Consider the following 15891-nt stretch of genomic DNA (forward strand, 5'->3'; position numbering starts at 1 on the left):
GTGGCGCAGAAGAATTTGTGCAGCTGGCGCTCGTTATAGGTGCTTGACTTGGTGCTGACAAGCAGACTACTTTATCGGTAAAGCTACAGAGAAAGGACTGGTATGCCGTGTCGGACCCACCCCTGACCGTCACCCTGCAGGACGTCGCGCGGCACGCCGGCGTCTCCAAAATGACGGTCTCCAACGTCATCAACAACAAGCCCGGCATGTCCCCTGCCACCCGCGAGCGCGTCCAGCGCGCCATCGACGAAACCGGCTACGTCGTCAACGCCGCCGCCCGCGTCCTCGCCGGCGGGCGCATGAACCTGCTGGGCGTCATCACGCCGCGCATCAACTGGCCGTTCGTCACCGAAATCCTGCACGGCGCCAGCAGCGTCGTCGAGAATGCCGGGTTGGACCTCGCGATCTTCACCACCGCCGACAACCCCCGCGTGGAGCGCGAGCGCGCCACGCTGCTGCGCACCCTTGCGGACGGCGTGCTGCTCATCATCCCCGCCGCCGACGAACATCAGGTGTTCGGCCCCACCCCCGTGGTCACCATCGCCGGAGACGGCCCGTACACCGTCAGCGTCGACGATGAGCAGGGCGGCCGCCTCGCCGCGCAGCACCTGCTGAGCCTCGGGCACACCCGCATCGCGCACATTCGCGGGGCCATCACCACTTCCCGTCACGACGCCCGCGACCGCGAACGCGGGTTCCGCACGGCCCTGCAGGACGCCGGCGTGGACCTGCCCGACCACCTCGTCCGCGACGGGCAGTACACCGAGGACGGCGGCGAGCGGGCCGCGCGGGCACTCCTGACCCTGCCGGAACCGCCCACCGCCATCTTCGCCGCGAACGACCGGTCCGCCATCGGCGCGCTCCATGCCGCCGAGGCGCTCGGCGTACGCGTCCCCGAACAGCTGTCCATCGTCGGGTACGACGACGTGCAGATCGCGTCGCTCGCCCGGCCCGCCCTCACCACCATCCGGCAGCCCCTGCAGGCCATGGGGGAACGCGCGGCACTCACCCTGCTCGACCTGACCCGCGGCGTCACCCCGGCCCAGGCGCATACGCGCTTCCCGGCGGCGCTCGTCGTCCGGGATTCGACCGCCCCGCCGGTCCGGGAGGTCACCGTGAGCCCGTGACCACCTCCTGAACCCCTGAAGCACTCCTCACGTCCGTTCCGTTCCCGCTCGCCGGGCACGGCAGCCCCGTCCTGCGCTCCCGCGGCCCGCCAAGCCGCGCGCCAGGCCGGACGGGCCGTCATCCCGCCTCTCGTTCACGCTCACTTCCGAAGGGAGTCCTGATGGTCACCCGAACGTCGCGGCGCGCCGCCGCGCCCCTCACGCTCGCGCTTCTGCTCGCCGCGTGCACCCCCGCCCCGCCGCCCACGGCGCCCACGGCGCCCACCACGCCCGCCGCGAGCGCCGTCCACGTCCTCATGACGACCGGCGACGCCCACAAACGCCTGAGCGCCGAGCCGGACCTCGCGTTCGCCCGCGACGGCGGGGAGCTGTTCCCCACCATCACCGTGGATGCCGGGCGCACGTACCAGCGCATGGAGGGCGTCGGCGCGGCCCTCACCGAAAGCAGCGCGTGGCTGATCCAGCACAAACTCAGCGCCGCCGGGCGCGACGCGCTCCTCCACGACCTGTTCGACGCGCAGCGCGGCGCCGGGTTCGACTACGTACGCCTGCCCATGGGCGCGTCCGACTTCGCGCGCAGCCACTACACGTACGACGACGTGCCCGCCGGCAGCAGCGACGCGACCCTCGCACACTTCAGCGTCGACCATGACCGCGCGGACGTCCTGCCGGTCGCCGTCGCCGCGCGCACCATCAACCCGAACCTGCAGTTCATGGCGTCCCCGTGGAGCGCGCCCGCCTGGATGAAAACCAGCGGCAGCCTGATCGGCGGCCAATTGAAGCCCGAGGCGTACAGCGTGTACGCGCAGTACTTCCGGAAGTTCGTGGACGCGTACCGCGACGCGGGCGTGCCCATCAGCGCCGTCACCGTCCAGAACGAACCGCATCATGAGCCCGGCGACTACCCCGGCATGCGCATGGAGCCGGACGCGCAGGCCGCGTTCATCGGCGCGCACCTCGCGCCCGCCCTGAAGGGCAGCGGCACGAAAATCCTCGCATGGGACCACAACTGGGACGAGTGGGACTACCCCCTGAAGGTCCTCGCGGACAAGGCCGCGTACGCCGCCGTGGACGGCACGGGCTTCCACTGCTACGGCGGCGACGTGAGCGCCCAGAGTCAGGTGCACGACACGTACCCCGGCAAGGACGTGTACTTCACCGAATGCTCCGGCGGCGCGTGGGCGGACAACTACGCCGACAACCTCCGCTGGAACACCCGCACACTCCTGATCGGCGCGACCCGCAACTGGGCGAAAACGGTGCTGCTGTGGAACCTCGCGCTTGACGAGACGCACGGCCCGCACACGGGCGGCTGCGGCGACTGCCGCGGCGTCGTCACCATCAACGGCGCGGACGGCACCGTGCAGCACAACGTCGAGTACGACGTGCTCGGCCAGTACGGGAAGGCCGTTCGGCCCGGCGCGGTCCGCATCGACAGCAGCACGTACAACACGGACGCCGGGGCGCTGCAGAGCGTCGCGTTCCGCAACCCGGACGGCCGCAAGGCCTTGATCGTCCTGAACGACACGGACGCGCCCACGACATTCAAGGTGAAGGAAGCCGGCGCCTCCTTCTACGCGACGCTGCCTGCCGCGTCCGTCGCCACGTACACCTGGACGGGCGCCGGGTCCGACGCGCCCGCCCCGGACGCGCCCGCCGTGGACGCGTCTGCCCGCATCGAAGCCGAGGCGTACAGCCGCGCGCAGGGCGTGCAGACCGAAGCGACCACCGACGAGGGCGGCGGCCGGAACGTCGGCCACACCGACGACGGCGACTACCTGGTGTTCGACCGCGTGAAGTTCGGCGCGCCCGCCACCGGCGTGCAGCTGCGCGTCGCGAGCGGCTCGTCCGGCGGCACGGTGGAATTCCGCACGGGCAGCGTCACCGGGCCGGTCGTCGCCACCGCGAACGTCCCCGGCACCGGCGGGTGGCAGGCCTGGACGACCCTCACGGTGCCCGCCAGCGTTCCCGCCGGCACGCACGCGCTGTACGTCGTGTTCCCGAAAAGCCAGGGCATCAACCTGAACTGGCTGCAATTCACGAAGTGACCCCGCACCCCCACTCCCCCGAGGTGAAGGAATGAAACGTTCGATGCTCTCCCTGACCGCCCTGCTGACCGCCGCTCTCACCGGTGCCGCGCTCGCGCAGCAGCCCGCCAGCACCTTCACGGTCGTCCGCCCGACCCAGTGGGGCGCGTACAACCTCAACCCGTTCGCGCCCGGCGACCAGCACCTGCTGCCCACCAACAGCGTCATCTACGAATCGCTGTTCTACGTGAGCACCCTGAACGGCAAGGTCACGCCCGTGCTCGGCACGAAGTACGCCTGGAGCAAGGACAACAAGACCCTGACCGTCACGACGCGCGGCGGCGTGACTTGGCACGACGGCAAGCCGTTCAGCGCGAACGATGTGGCGTTCACGTTCAACTACCTCAAGCAGTTCCCGGCGCTCGACACGTCCGGCCTGTGGAAGAACGGCCTCACGAGCGTGAAGGCCACGAACGCGAACACCGTCACGTTCAACTTCAACAAGGCGAATACGCCGATCTTCCAGTACGTCGCCGGGCAGATGATCGTCCCGCAACACATCTGGGCGAACGTGAAGGACCCCGTCACGGACACGAACCAGAAGGCCGTCGGCACCGGCCCGTTCACGTTCGACAGTTACAGCCAGCAGGCGCTGCGCGTCCTGAAGAACCCGAACTACTGGATGAAGGGGCAGCCGTACGTGGACGCCGTCGTGTGGCTCGCCACGAACAGCAACGACGCGGCGCTGTTGAAGCTCCTCAAAGGCGAGGCGGACTACGGGTACGTGGGCGTTTCCGACCCGAAAGGCATGTACGCCAGCAAAGGCCCGAACAACCAGTACTGGTGGCCGGTCACGGGCGACAACTACCTGTACTTCAACACCACCAAGGCGCCGTTCAATGACGCTGCGTTCCGCCGGGCCGTGTCGCAGGCGATCAACACCGCCGACGTCGCGCAAAAGGCGTACGCGGGCGTCGCGAAGCCCTCGCACCCGAGCGGCATCATTCCCGCGCAGCAGGCGCAGTGGCTGCCCGCCAACGCCAGCAGCCTCGCCGTGAAGTTCAACGCCGCCGCCGCGGACGCCGCGCTCACCAAGGCCGGGTACCGCAAGAACGCGCAGGGCGCGCGCCTCGGCAAGGACGGCAAGGCGCTCCCCGCCTTCAAGATCCTGGTGGGCGCCGGCTGGACGGACTTCATCACGATGGCGCAGGTCATCAGCGAGAACCTCAAGAAGGTCGGCATCAACACGCAAATCGACCAGCAGGCGTGGAGCAGCTACTCCGGCGGACTGCAGACGGCGAACTACGACATGGGCATCAGCTGGGGCTGGGGCGGCGGGCCCACCCCGTACTACCTGTACTACCAGAGCTTCTCGCCGGAATTCAGCGCCGCCGTCGGGAAGACCGCCCCGTCGAACCTCGCGCACTACAGCAGCCCGGCCATCACGCAGGCGCTCGCGCAGTACCGCGCCACCAGCGACGCCGCCGCGCAGAAGAAAGCCATCGGCACCATCGCCACGACCGTCATGCGCGACATGCCGTGGCTGCCCCTCACGGACCGCAGTGAGTTCTCGCTGTACAGCACCGCGCGCTTCACCGGGTTCCCGAACGCGCAGAACCCGTACAACGCCGGCACCGCCGACGACACGCCCGGCGCGCGCCTGATGTACCTGAACGTCAAACCCAAGAAGTAACCCACACCCCCGGAGGCCGCGCCACGCGCCCGGCCTCCACCCCGGGAGGACCGCGTGCCGTACCTGCTCCGAAAATTCTTCCTGCTGCTGTTCACGCTGTGGGTGGCGGTCACCCTCAACTTCATCCTGCCGCGCCTCGTGCCCGGCGACCCCATCGGCGCGATGATCGCCAAGTACCAGGGCCGCCTGGACCCGACCGCCGTGGACGCCCTCAAGCTCGCGTACGGCCTGAACGACCAGGGCGGGCCGCTCACGCAGTACGTCTCGTACCTCGGGCGGCTGCTGCACGGTGACTTCGGGCGGTCCATCGCGCAGTTCCCGACGCCCGTCAGCGACGTGATCCGTCAGGCGGCGCCGTGGACGATCGGGCTGGTCGGCGTGTGCACGATCCTCGCGTTCCTGATCGGCAGCGCGCTCGGGCTGTACAGCGCGTGGCGGCGCGGGCGGCCCCTCGCGGACGCCCTGCCGCCCGTGGCGCTCTTCCTGAACAGCATGCCGTACTTCTGGTTCGCGCTGCTGCTGCTGTACGTGCTGGCGTTCAAGAACAACGTCTTCCCGCTCGGCGGGAACCTCGACCCGTTCGTGAAGACGTTCACGCCCGAGTGGTGGTCGAGCATGCTGCGCCACGCGGTCCTGCCGGCCCTCACCATCGTCGTCACCGCGGCGGGCGGGTGGCTGATCACCATGCGCAACAACGTCATGAGCGTCATGGGTGAGGACTACATCGCGTTCGCGCGCGCCAAGGGCCTCACCGAGCGGCACCTGCTGAACCGCTACGTGCTGCGCAACGCCCTGCTGCCGAGCTTCACGGCGTTCGGCATGGCGCTCGGCTTCGTGGTGGGCGGCAGCATCCTCACCGAAACGGTGTTCAGCTACCCCGGCCTGGGCCTGCAGCTCTACACCGCCGTGACCGGCCTCGACTACCCGCTCATGCAGGCGATCTTCCTGTTCATTGCGCTCGCGGTGCTCATCGCGAACTTCCTGGTGGACGCGCTGTACGCCGTGCTCGACCCGCGCGTGCGCGATGGGAGCGGCGCGTGAACGGCGTCCTGACCATCCTGCGGCGCTCCCCGCGCGCCGCTGTCGGCGCGGCCCTGCTGCTCCTGATGGTGCTCCTGGCGGTCGGCGCGCCGCTGCTCACGCACGTCAGCCCCACGTCGCAGGACTTCGGCACGTGGCTCAAGCCCGGCGGCGCGCACCCGCTCGGCACGACCGCGCTCGGGCAGGACATCCTCGCGCAGCTGCTGTACGGCGCGCGCCTCACGCTGCTGATCGGCTTCACCGCCGGGCTGATCGCCACGTTCATCGCCACGGCCGTCGGCCTGACCGCCGCGTACTTCGGCGGTCGCACCGACGAGATCATCAACGTCCTCATCAACGTGTTCCTGGTGCTGCCGGGGCTGCCGCTCCTGATCATCGCGTCCGCGTTCCTGCGCGGCGGCGGCGTCCTCGCGATCATCGTCGTGATCGGCCTGACCGGCTGGGCGTGGGGCGCGCGCGTGCTGCGCTCGCAGGCGCTCGCGCTGCGCGGCCGCGACTTCGTGCAGGCGGCCGTCGCCACCGGCGAGGGCGCGGGCCGCGTGATCTTCGCGGAAATGCTCCCGAACCTCGCGGGCCTGATTGCCGCGAGCTTCTTCAGCACCGCGCTGTACGCGGTGCTCAGCGAAGCGAGCCTCGCGTTCATCGGCATCGGCGACGTGTCGCAGGTGACGTGGGGCACCATGCTGTACTGGGCGCAGGCGCGCGGCGCGCTGCTGCAGGGCGCGTGGTGGTGGATCGCCGCGCCCGGCCTGGCCATCGCGCTGCTCGGCACGGCGTTCGCGCTGATCAACTTCGGCATTGACGAGGTCACGAACCCGAAAGTCATTCATGCGACGAAGGCCACGCGCGTGCTCCGCCGGGGCGGCCAGGCCCCGGCGGAACCGGCGAGCGGGCCGGAGCCCCTGCTGGCGCTGCGGCACCTCGACGCCGGGTACGTCACGCCGGGTGGGCAGGTCCGCGCCGTGCGGGACGTGAGCCTCGATGTGGCGCCCGGTGAGTTCCTGGGCCTCGCCGGCGAGTCCGGCTGCGGGAAGAGCACGCTGGCGTTCGCCGCGACGCGCCTGCTCGAAGCGCCCGGCGCGGTGTTCGGCGGGGAGGCGCGCCTGGGGGGGCGCGACCTGCTGGCCCTCACGCCTGAGGAGCTGCGCCGCGTGCGCTGGCGCGACTACAGCCTGGTGTTTCAGGCGAGCATGAACGTCCTGAACCCGGTGCTGCGCGTGCGCGAGCAGGTGTACGACGCCATGCAGGCGCACGGCGTGCGGGACCGGGCGGCCCTGGAAGCGCGCGCGCGGGAGCTGTTCCAGCTGGTGGGCCTTCGGGCCGACGACCTGAGCGCCTACCCGCACCAGCTGTCCGGCGGCATGAAGCAGCGCGTCGTGATTGCCATTGCGCTCGCGCTCGAACCGAAACTCGTGATCATGGACGAACCCACCACCGCGCTTGACGTGGTCGTGCAGCGGCAGATCCTGCAGGAGATCGATGACGTGCGCCGCCGCCTCGGCATCGCCGTGGTGTTCATCACGCACGACCTGAGCCTGCTCGTCGAGATGAGCGACCGCATCGCCATCATGTACGCCGGCGAGGTCGTCGAGGAAGCGCCCGCCGCGCAGCTGTACGCGCACCCCAAGCACCCGTACACGCGGCAGCTGATGAGTGCGTTTCCGCCGCTGGACGGCCCGCGCGAACGCCGCGAGGGCATCCCCGGTCGGCCCCCGGCGCTCAACGCGGACATCCCGTACTGCCCGTTCTTCGCGCGCTGCCCCGCCCGTATGCCCGGCCTGTGCGACGCGCACAAGCCGGCGAACGTGGAGGTCAGCGCCGCGCACCGCGTCGCGTGCTTCCTGCACTCGCCCGCCACCAAGGAGGAACCGCATGCTGCGCTCGCCAGCGACTGAAGCGTCCACGCCGCCTGCCCTGGACCTCCAGGGCCTCACGAAGGTCTTCCGGGTGGGCCGCGCCGGGCAGGCCGTCACCGCCGTGAACGACGTGACGCTCAGCATCCGCCACGGCGAGGTGCTCGGCCTGGTCGGCGAGTCCGGCAGCGGCAAGAGCACCATCGCGCGCCTCATCGCGCGGCTGCACGAACCCACCGGCGGGCACATGCGCCTGAACGGCGCGGACGTGCCGCGCCGCCTGGGCGGGCGGCCCCTGCGCCGCTTCCGGCGCGACGTGCAGATGATCTTCCAGGACCCCTTCGCGAGCCTGAACCCGCTGCACACGGTCGGGTACATCCTGTCGCGCCCGCTGCGCATTCACGGCCTCGCGCGCGGCCGGGACGTGGGCGCGCAGGTGAATGCCCTGCTCGACCGGGTAGGCCTGTCGCCCGGCGCGAGCTACGCCGCGAAACGCCCGCACGAACTCAGCGGCGGCCAGCGGCAGCGGGTGGTCATCGCCCGCGCGCTGGCGGCCCGCCCGAGCCTGATTCTCGCGGACGAACCCACCAGCGCCCTCGACGTGTCCATCCGGCTCGACATCATGAACCTGCTGCTTGACCTGCGCGACGGCGAAGGGCTGAGCATGCTGTTCATCACGCACGACCTGGCGGGCGCGCGCTACATGGCGGACCGCATCGCCGTGATGTACGCCGGGCACGTCGTCGAGGTCGGCCCAGCCGAACGCGTCATCGGCAACCCGCAGATGCCGTACACGCAGCTGCTCAAGGCGGCCGCGCCGAACCCTGACGGGCCGCAGGGCCGCATCGAGGCGCGCGGCGAGGTGCCGGACCTGAAGAACCTCCCGCCCGGCTGCCCGTTCGAGCCGCGCTGCCCGCACGCCCGCCCCGCCTGCCGCGAAGGCCTCCCGAAGCTGTACGCCGTCGGCGTGGACCACGCCGCGCGCTGCATCCTGCACGACCCAGCCCTCGCGGCGCAGCCGCCTCTGCGGCCCGCCACGCCCGCGTGACCCTCGCCCTCTCGCTTTCCACCCACACGGAGCCGCACATGACGCACCCCCTCACCCCGCAAGGCCAGCAGTTCGTGGAGGACCTGCTGGCCCAGATGACCCTCGACGAAAAGATCGGGCAGATGACCCAGCCTGAGAAGAACAGCGTGAAGGGCGGCGACGTGGCCCGCCTCGCGCTCGGCTCCCTGCTGAGCGGCGGCGGCGGCAACCCCGAGCCGAACACGCCGGAAACCTGGCGGGACATGGTCCTCGGTTTCGCCCGCGAGGCCCGCACGTCCCGGCTCGGCATTCCGCTGCTGTACGGCGTGGACGCCGTGCACGGCCACAACAACGTTGTCGGCGCGACGATCTTCCCGCACAACATCGGCCTGGGCGCCACGCGCGATGCGGACCTCGTGCGGCGCATCGGGCGCGCCACCGCGCGCGAAGTGAGCGCCACTGGCGTCCGCTGGGACTTCGCGCCGGCGGTGAGCATCCCTCAGGACGTCCGCTGGGGCCGTACGTACGAGGGCTACAGTCAGGACACCGGCGTGGTGAGCGAACTCGCGACCGCGTTCATCGAGGGTCTGCGCGGCGACGCGTGGAACACGCCCACCAGCGTCCTGCCGAGCGTGAAGCACTTCGTCGCGGACGCCGCCACGAACTGGGGGTCGTCCACGCGCGTGAACCGTGACACCCTGAACGTGGACCGCACGCTCGCCATCGCGCAGATGGGCGAGAGCTTCGTGGACCTCCTCGATAAGGGCGCGTGGCAGATCGACCAGGGTGACACCACCATTGACGAGGCGACGCTGCGCGCCGTGCACCTCCCGCCGTACGCGGCGGCGATCCGCGCGGGCGCGCTGAACGTCATGGCGTCGTACAGCAGCTGGCAGGGCCTGAAACTCCACGCGCACCGGTACCTGCTCACGGACGTCCTCAAAGGTGAGCTGGGCTTCGCGGGGTTCGTGGTGAGCGACTGGGAAGCCCTCGACCAGCTCGACGCGGACTACCGCGCGTGCGTCGTGCAGGCCATCAACGCCGGCATCGACATGGTGATGGTGCCGTTCGATTACGAGCGGTTCATCCGCTGCCTGCGTGACGCCGTGCAGACCGGCGACGTACCCGAGGCGCGCGTGGACGACGCCGTGCGGCGCATCCTGAACGCCAAGTACGCGCTCGGGCTGTTCGGGCAGTCGGACGAGCCGGCCCTGCCGCTGGACGTGCTGGGCTGCGAAGAGCACCGCGCGCTCGCGCGTGAGGCCGTGCGGAAATCCCTCGTGCTGCTCAAGAACGAGCGGGACGCCCTGCCGCTCGCGGCGGGCGCGGACGTGCTGGTGATCGGCGAGGCGGCGGACGATGTCGGCGCGCAGTGCGGCGGGTGGACCATCACGTGGATGGGCGGGCACGGCCCGACGACGCCCGGCACGACCCTGCTGGCGGGCCTGCGCGCCGCGCTGGGCGGACGCGTGCAGTACGCGCCGGACGGGCGAGCGGACGGACGGTACGGCACGGCGATCGTGGTGCTCGCGGAGGAACCCTACGCGGAAGGCATGGGGGACCGCGCGGACCTGACGCTGAGCGCCGCGCAGACGGAACTGCTCGCGCGCGCGCGCGCCGTGAGTGACCGCGTGGTGCTGGTGCTGCTGTCAGGCCGCCCGCTGATCGTCACGGAGCAGGTCGCGGGCGTGGACGCGTTCGTGGCCGCGTGGCTGCCCGGCACCGAGGGGGACGGCGTGGCCGACGTGCTGACCGGCGCGCACCCGTTCACGGGCCGCCTGGAGTACAGCTGGCCGAGCCGCCTGGACGACCTGCGCGACCCGCAGGCGCCGCTGTTCGCGCGGGGCGCTGGCCTGAGCGCGCAGGTCGTCCCGCAACTCACCTGAGTGCTCGTCAACGGGCGCCGGGCCGGCGCCCGGCGTCCCCAGGCCCTGCTCTCCTCCCCCCGGATAAGAACAGGTCATGCTTCAGGCACTCAAGCTCTCGCTGCTTTCCGCCCTGCTGCTCGCCGCGTGCACGCAGAGCCCCGCGCCCACCACCGCCGACGCGCCGCGCGTCCACCCGGGCATGGGGCTGCGCGCCGCGTCCGTGGACCGCAGCCGCCTGATCAGCTGGGACGGCGCCCGCACCTTCGACTTCAACGGCGCCGTCGACGCGAGCACCATCACCGTCAACGAGAACGAGGTGCTGCAGGAAATCGACGGGTTCGGCGCGGCGCTCACGGACAGCAGCGCTTGGCTGATTCAGAACAAACTCAGCGCCGCGCAACGCAACGCCGTTATGCAGGCGCTGTTTGGCTTCAACGACGGGAACGCCAGCATCAGCTACCTGCGGCTCCCGCTGGGCGGGCCGGACTTCGCGCTCAGCCACTACACCTTCGACGACTCCTGCTGCGACCTGAACGGCTTCAGCATCGACCACGACCGCGCGTACATCATCCCGCTCGCGCGGCAGGCGAAAAGCATCGACGGCAGCCTGAACTTCATGGCGACGCCGTGGAGCGCACCCGCCTGGATGAAGACGAGCGGGCAGCTGGGGACCGGGAAGCTGAACCCGGCTTCTTATCCGGCCTACGCGACCTACCTGCGCCGCGCGTACGACGACTACCGCGCCGCCGGCGTGACGTTCGACGCCATGACCATCCAGAACGAACCGCAGTTCGAGCCGGGCAGCTACCCCGGCATGAAGTACGAGTGGTACGACGAGCTGAACTTCGTTCGGGATCACCTCGCGCCGCGCATGAGCGGCACCGGCGTGAAGCTGCTGACGTTCGACCACAACTGGGGCATGGCCTGGTACCCGCGCGCCGTCCTGAACGAGGGAGGCGCGCTGTACGCGGGGTCCGCGTGGCACTGCTATGGCGGGAACGTGAGCGCCATGACGGACGTGCACAACGCGTACCCGAACGAGGGCATCTACCTGACGGAGTGCTCCGGCACGCACGGGAACGGCACGTTCGCCGGCAACCTCACGTGGAACATGCAGCACCTGTTCATCGGCGGCGTGCGCAACTGGGCGAAGACGGTGCTGCTGTGGAACCTCGCGCTCGACCCGAGCGGGAACCCGCACACCGGCGGGTGCAGCACCTGCCGGGGCGTCATCACCATCAACCCGTCGAGTGGGCAGGTGACGTACAACGAGGCGTTCTACGCGATCGCGCGGTTCGTATGGCCGGGCGCGCGCCGCATCGGCAGCAGCAACAGCCGCGACGGGCGCTTCATCAGCGCGGCGTTCCGCAACACGAACGGCCGCAAGGCCGTCGTCGTGCTGAACCAGAGTGCGGGCACCGGCACCTTCCGCGTGGTGGCGGGCGGTCCGTGGCGGTGACGCTGCCGGCGTCATCGGTGGCGACGATCTTCTGGTGGACGCCACGTGGGCGGGGCGGGGGCAGCCCAGGCTGCCCCGCCCTGCCGCGCCGGTCAGGACGCGCTGATGATCAGCGGGCACTGCAGGCACGGGTGCGGCGTGACCAGCACTGGGTGCCCGAACGCCGCCTGAATGTGCGCGGGCGTGAGCACGTCGTGCGGGGTGCCCCAGGCGCGCACGCGACCCGCGTCGAGCATCAGCACGCGCCGCGCGTACTGCGCGGCGAGGTTCAGGTCGTGCAGCACGGCGATCACGGCGACGCCCTCGTCGCACAGGCTCAGGGCGGTGCGGAGCGCGGCGTGCTGATGCGCGAGGTCGAGGGCGCTGGTGGGCTCGTCGAGCAGCAGCGCGCGCGGGCCGGGCGTGCCGTGCAGCTGCGCGAGGACCCGCGCGAGGTGCACGCGCTGCTGCTCCCCGCCGGACAGCGTGAGGATGTTGCGGCCCTCGAAGCCGCTCAGGCCCACGCGGTCCAGGCACGCGCGGGCGATGTCGCGGTCGGCGGGCGTCTCGCCGCGCCCGTGCGGCAGGCGGCCCAGCAGCACGACGTCCAGCACGTCATACGCGAACGTGAGGGGCGTGTTCTGCGGGAGGACGGCGCGCTGCCGGGCGAGGCGAGCGGGCGCGTGGCGCTCCAGCGGCAACCCGAACAGCTGCACGCCGCGCGCGCGAAGCTCCCCCGTGAGGTGCTTGAGCAGGGTGCTTTTCCCCGCACCGTTGCGGCCGACGATGGCGAGCAGCTCGCCTGCCTGGACGCTGAAGGTGATGTCTTCCAGCAACGTGCGGCCCGCGATGGTGGCGTGCAGGGCGTGCACGTCGATGCTGGGCGTGGCGTGCGCGGGCGTCATGCGGCGCTCCGCCCGCGTCCGGCGCGGATCAGGAACAGGAAGAACGGCGCGCCGAGAAACGCGGTGACGATGCCGATGGGCAGTTCGGCGGGGGTGACGATGGTGCGCGCGAGCAGGTCCGCGAGGACCAGCAGGGTCGCGCCGAGCAGCGCGCTGGCGGGCAGGAGCGTGCGGTGGTTCGGGCCGACGAGCAGCCGGATGAGGTGCGGGACGACGAGGCCGACGAAGCCGATCGCGCCGGCCGCGGCGACGCCCGCACCGACGCTGAGGGCGACGAGGCCCACGACGGTCCATTTGACGGCGCTGACGGGCACGCCGAGGTGCGCGGCGCCGCTCTCGCCGAGCATCAGGGCGTTCAGGGCGCGGGCGAGCAGCGGGAGCAGCAGCACGCCGCTCAGGATGAACGGCGCGGCGCTCAGCACGGCCGGCCAGGTGGCGCCGCCGAGCGACCCGAGCTGCCAGAAGGTGATGCTGCGCAGCTGCTCGTCGGTGGCGAGGAACGTCATGAGGCCGGTGCCGGCGCCGCACAGGGCGTTCACGGCAATGCCGCTCAGCAGCATGGTGGGGACGCTGAGGCGCCCGCGTTCCTGCGCGAGCAGGTAGATGGCGGCGGTGGCGAGCAGGCTGCCGACGAACGCGGCAACGGGCAGGGTGTACGCGCCGAACACGTGCACGCCGAGGACGATGCTGAGGGCAGCCGCGAGGCTGGCGCCGCTGCTGATGCCGAGCAGGCCCGGGTCGGCGAGTGGGTTGCGGAACAACCCCTGCATGGCCGCGCCTGCCACGGCGAGGCCCGCGCCGATCAGCGCGCCGAGCACCACGCGTGGCAGGCGGATGACGTTCAGGACGGCGGCCTGCTGCTCGTCGTACGGGGCGAGGGCGGGCACGCCGAGCGGGTCGAGCAGGACGGACAGGACCTGCAGCGGCGCGAGGTGCACGGCGCCCGTGCCGACCGACAGGACGACGCTGGCGAGCAGCAGCGCGGGCAGGGCGATCAGTGCGAGCGTGCGCCGCAGCGCGGGCACGGACCGGGCGGGCCGGGTGGCGTGTGGAGCGTCCGTTCGGGGTGTCACGGGCTGCGGGGGGCGCCGGGGGCGCGGCGGGCGAGACGGGCGGGCATGGGGCTCCTTCGGTGAGGCGGTCAGGCGCGCGCGGCGCGTTTCCAGTAGGCGGTGACGTTCAGGGCGGTGCGCGGCAGGCCGCGTTCGTCCTGCAGGTGAGCGCGCAGCGCGCGGGCGGCGCGCGTCTCGGCCGCCGCCCACACGCCGGTCGGGGCGTGCGGGAGGGCGCGGACGGCGTCGGGCAGGGCGAGGCCGCCGTCTGCGTCTGGCATGACCCAGTGGATGAACGTGCCGTCCGGGCGGGCGACGCCGTGCAGGTACGCGCGGTCGGCGGGGTCCTGGAGTTCGAGCAGGACGGTGGGGGCGTATGGGTGCGTCCAGCGTTCCAGCAGCGCGGCGATGGTGGGCAGGGCCGTTTCGTCGCCGGCGAGCAGCGGGCGTTCGCCCCAGGCGGGGAGCGTTTCGGCGCGGGTGCCGTAGAACGCGACGGCGTCGCCGGGGTGCAGGGCGCGCACCCAGCGGGAGCCGGGCGTGTCGTCGTGGTGGTACACGTCGAAGGTGATTTCGGCGGCGTCGGCGTTCGCGGCGCGCAGGGTGTACGGGCGGGTGTAGCCGAGGTCGTGCTGGGCGTTCAGGGCGACGCGGGCGGCGTCGCCGGGCTGCCACGTGAGGGCCGCGCGGTCGGGCGTGACGTGCCGCAGGGTGACGCGGCGCAGGTGCAGGGTGACGTCCGTGGCGGCGTGAACGCGCCCGTCGAACCAGATGGGCGTGGTGGGCGCTTCGGTGCCGTCGCGCGCGGCGCGGCGTTCGCGGGCGACGCCGACGGCGGCGCGGAGGCGTTCGTGCGCGGCGCCATCCGGGGTGGGGTACGGAATGAAGAGCTGCTCGTGGCGTTCGTCGGCGCGCAGCGCCAGCCGGAAGCCTTCTTCGTAGAGGGCGTCGAGGAGGGCGTCGTGCGCCCAGGTGGCGCCGCCGAGTTCGTGGGCGGTGAGGAGCAGTTCAGGGCGGTGGTCCTCGTTGACGTGGTCGAGGGTGCTTTGTTGCTGTTCGTGGGGGATGGGGGTCAGGGTGGTCAAGGGGACCTTTCGGGGGTGGGGGTGAGGTGGTCACTTGGGCAGCGTGAACGGCAGCATCTTTGCTAATCCGATCAAGTAAGTCAAGTTTTGGGGCTCGGTGGCCTGGCGCGGTACGCTGCGCGGCAGGAGGCCCCGATGATCACCGTCATGAACCGCATTGCCGTGAACCCCGACTACGCCCAGCAGTTCGAAGCGCGCTTCCGCGACCGCGCGCGCCTTGTGGACGGGATGCCCGGCTTCATCAGCAACCAGGTGCTCCGCCCCGTCAACCCCGGCGACCCGTACATCGTGCTGACCCTCTGGGAGAGCCGCGCGCACTTCGAGGCGTGGACGCGCTCCGACGCGTTCGCGCAGGGCCACGCCCGCAGCGGCAGCCTGCCCAAAGAAGCCTTCGCCGGACCCAGCCGACTGGAAGTCCACGAGGTCTTCCAGGATTCGACGCGCCCGGACCTCGCGGACGAGCCCCGCAGCGGCCCGTTCAACCCGCACGGCTGAAGCGCCATGGCGCAAGAGGAAGCCACCGCAGGCCTGGAGGAGCGAAAAGGCCGTCCAGATGAGGACGAACGGACGCTGACCATGCCCGCCTCGCGGAACGCTTTTTGACCGTCCAGAACGAGAACTTTCAAAAGCGACTCTGAGTGCGCAATCGCTCTTGGAGCCTGACCGCAGGAGGGTCCACGCGCGTGGCGTGGACCCTCCTGCGTTGGGTGCGTCCTTCGTTCAGGGTTGACGGGTCACGGGTTTGCCCTTACGCTGTGACCGTTCACAAAAACCC

Annotated in this window: 12 protein-coding genes; 9 read left to right on the forward strand and 3 right to left on the reverse strand. The window is 71.1% G+C overall.

Annotation, left to right across the window (positions count from 1 at the left end; genetic code table 11):
* The first annotated feature begins 107 nt into the window (after positions 1-107).
* The 8 genes from DEIMA_RS01175 (at position 108) to DEIMA_RS01210 (ending at position 12095) form a co-directional block, all read left to right on the forward strand.
* On the forward strand, positions 108-1127 hold the full coding sequence (locus DEIMA_RS01175) for a LacI family DNA-binding transcriptional regulator (RefSeq protein WP_013555402.1): 1020 nt from the start codon (positions 108-110) through the stop codon (positions 1125-1127).
* A gap of 161 nt (positions 1128-1288) precedes the next feature.
* A complete protein-coding gene (locus DEIMA_RS01180) occupies positions 1289-3175 on the forward strand; it encodes a carbohydrate-binding protein (RefSeq protein WP_013555403.1) in 1887 nt (628 codons plus the stop codon).
* 31 nt (positions 3176-3206) lie between these two features.
* Positions 3207-4847 carry an ABC transporter substrate-binding protein gene (locus DEIMA_RS01185; RefSeq protein ID WP_013555404.1) on the forward strand — a complete coding sequence of 547 codons (1641 nt, stop codon included), beginning with the start codon at positions 3207-3209 and terminating at the stop codon, positions 4845-4847.
* A 54-nt stretch (positions 4848-4901) separates the two neighbouring features.
* Positions 4902-5888, forward strand: coding sequence for an ABC transporter permease (locus DEIMA_RS01190; RefSeq protein ID WP_013555405.1), 987 nt, complete (start codon positions 4902-4904; stop codon positions 5886-5888).
* Complete coding sequence (locus tag DEIMA_RS01195) at positions 5885-7783, forward strand: dipeptide/oligopeptide/nickel ABC transporter permease/ATP-binding protein (RefSeq protein ID WP_013555406.1); 1899 nt, start codon at positions 5885-5887, stop codon at positions 7781-7783. Before DEIMA_RS01190 ends, DEIMA_RS01195 begins: the two co-directional genes overlap by 4 nt.
* Positions 7761-8789 (forward strand): ABC transporter ATP-binding protein, encoded by a 1029-nt coding sequence (locus DEIMA_RS01200; RefSeq protein ID WP_013555407.1) that lies wholly within the window; start codon positions 7761-7763, stop codon positions 8787-8789. The genes DEIMA_RS01195 and DEIMA_RS01200 overlap by 23 nt, the downstream gene beginning before the upstream one ends.
* A gap of 38 nt (positions 8790-8827) precedes the next feature.
* Positions 8828-10654: a glycoside hydrolase family 3 protein gene (locus DEIMA_RS01205; protein WP_052303264.1), complete on the forward strand. Its 1827-nt coding sequence runs from the start codon at positions 8828-8830 to the stop codon at positions 10652-10654.
* A 76-nt stretch (positions 10655-10730) separates the two neighbouring features.
* Positions 10731-12095: a glycoside hydrolase family 30 protein gene (locus DEIMA_RS01210; protein WP_013555409.1), complete on the forward strand. Its 1365-nt coding sequence runs from the start codon at positions 10731-10733 to the stop codon at positions 12093-12095.
* A gap of 92 nt (positions 12096-12187) precedes the next feature.
* Here the strand turns inward: DEIMA_RS01210 and DEIMA_RS01215 are convergent, their stop codons facing one another.
* The 3 genes from DEIMA_RS01215 to DEIMA_RS16620 all read right to left on the reverse strand — a co-directional run bounded on the left by DEIMA_RS01215 (position 12188) and on the right by DEIMA_RS16620 (position 15116).
* Positions 12188-12979 (reverse strand): heme ABC transporter ATP-binding protein, encoded by a 792-nt coding sequence (locus DEIMA_RS01215; protein ID WP_013555410.1) that lies wholly within the window; start codon positions 12977-12979, stop codon positions 12188-12190.
* On the reverse strand, positions 12976-14052 hold the full coding sequence (locus DEIMA_RS01220; protein ID WP_169311913.1) for a FecCD family ABC transporter permease: 1077 nt from the start codon (positions 14050-14052) through the stop codon (positions 12976-12978). Before DEIMA_RS01220 ends, DEIMA_RS01215 begins: the two co-directional genes overlap by 4 nt.
* Before the next feature lie 68 nt (positions 14053-14120).
* Positions 14121-15116, reverse strand: coding sequence for an SIP domain-containing protein (locus DEIMA_RS16620; RefSeq protein WP_013555412.1), 996 nt, complete (start codon positions 15114-15116; stop codon positions 14121-14123).
* 135 nt (positions 15117-15251) lie between these two features.
* Between DEIMA_RS16620 and DEIMA_RS01230 the strand changes: the two genes are divergently transcribed.
* The gene (locus tag DEIMA_RS01230; RefSeq protein WP_013555413.1) at positions 15252-15611 is read left to right on the forward strand and encodes an antibiotic biosynthesis monooxygenase family protein; all 360 of its coding nucleotides are present in this window, start codon (positions 15252-15254) and stop codon (positions 15609-15611) included.
* Positions 15612-15891: the final 280 nt, after the last annotated feature.

This window comes from Deinococcus maricopensis DSM 21211 (assembly GCF_000186385.1).
In the GTDB taxonomy this organism is placed as follows: domain Bacteria; phylum Deinococcota; class Deinococci; order Deinococcales; family Deinococcaceae; genus Deinococcus_B; species Deinococcus_B maricopensis.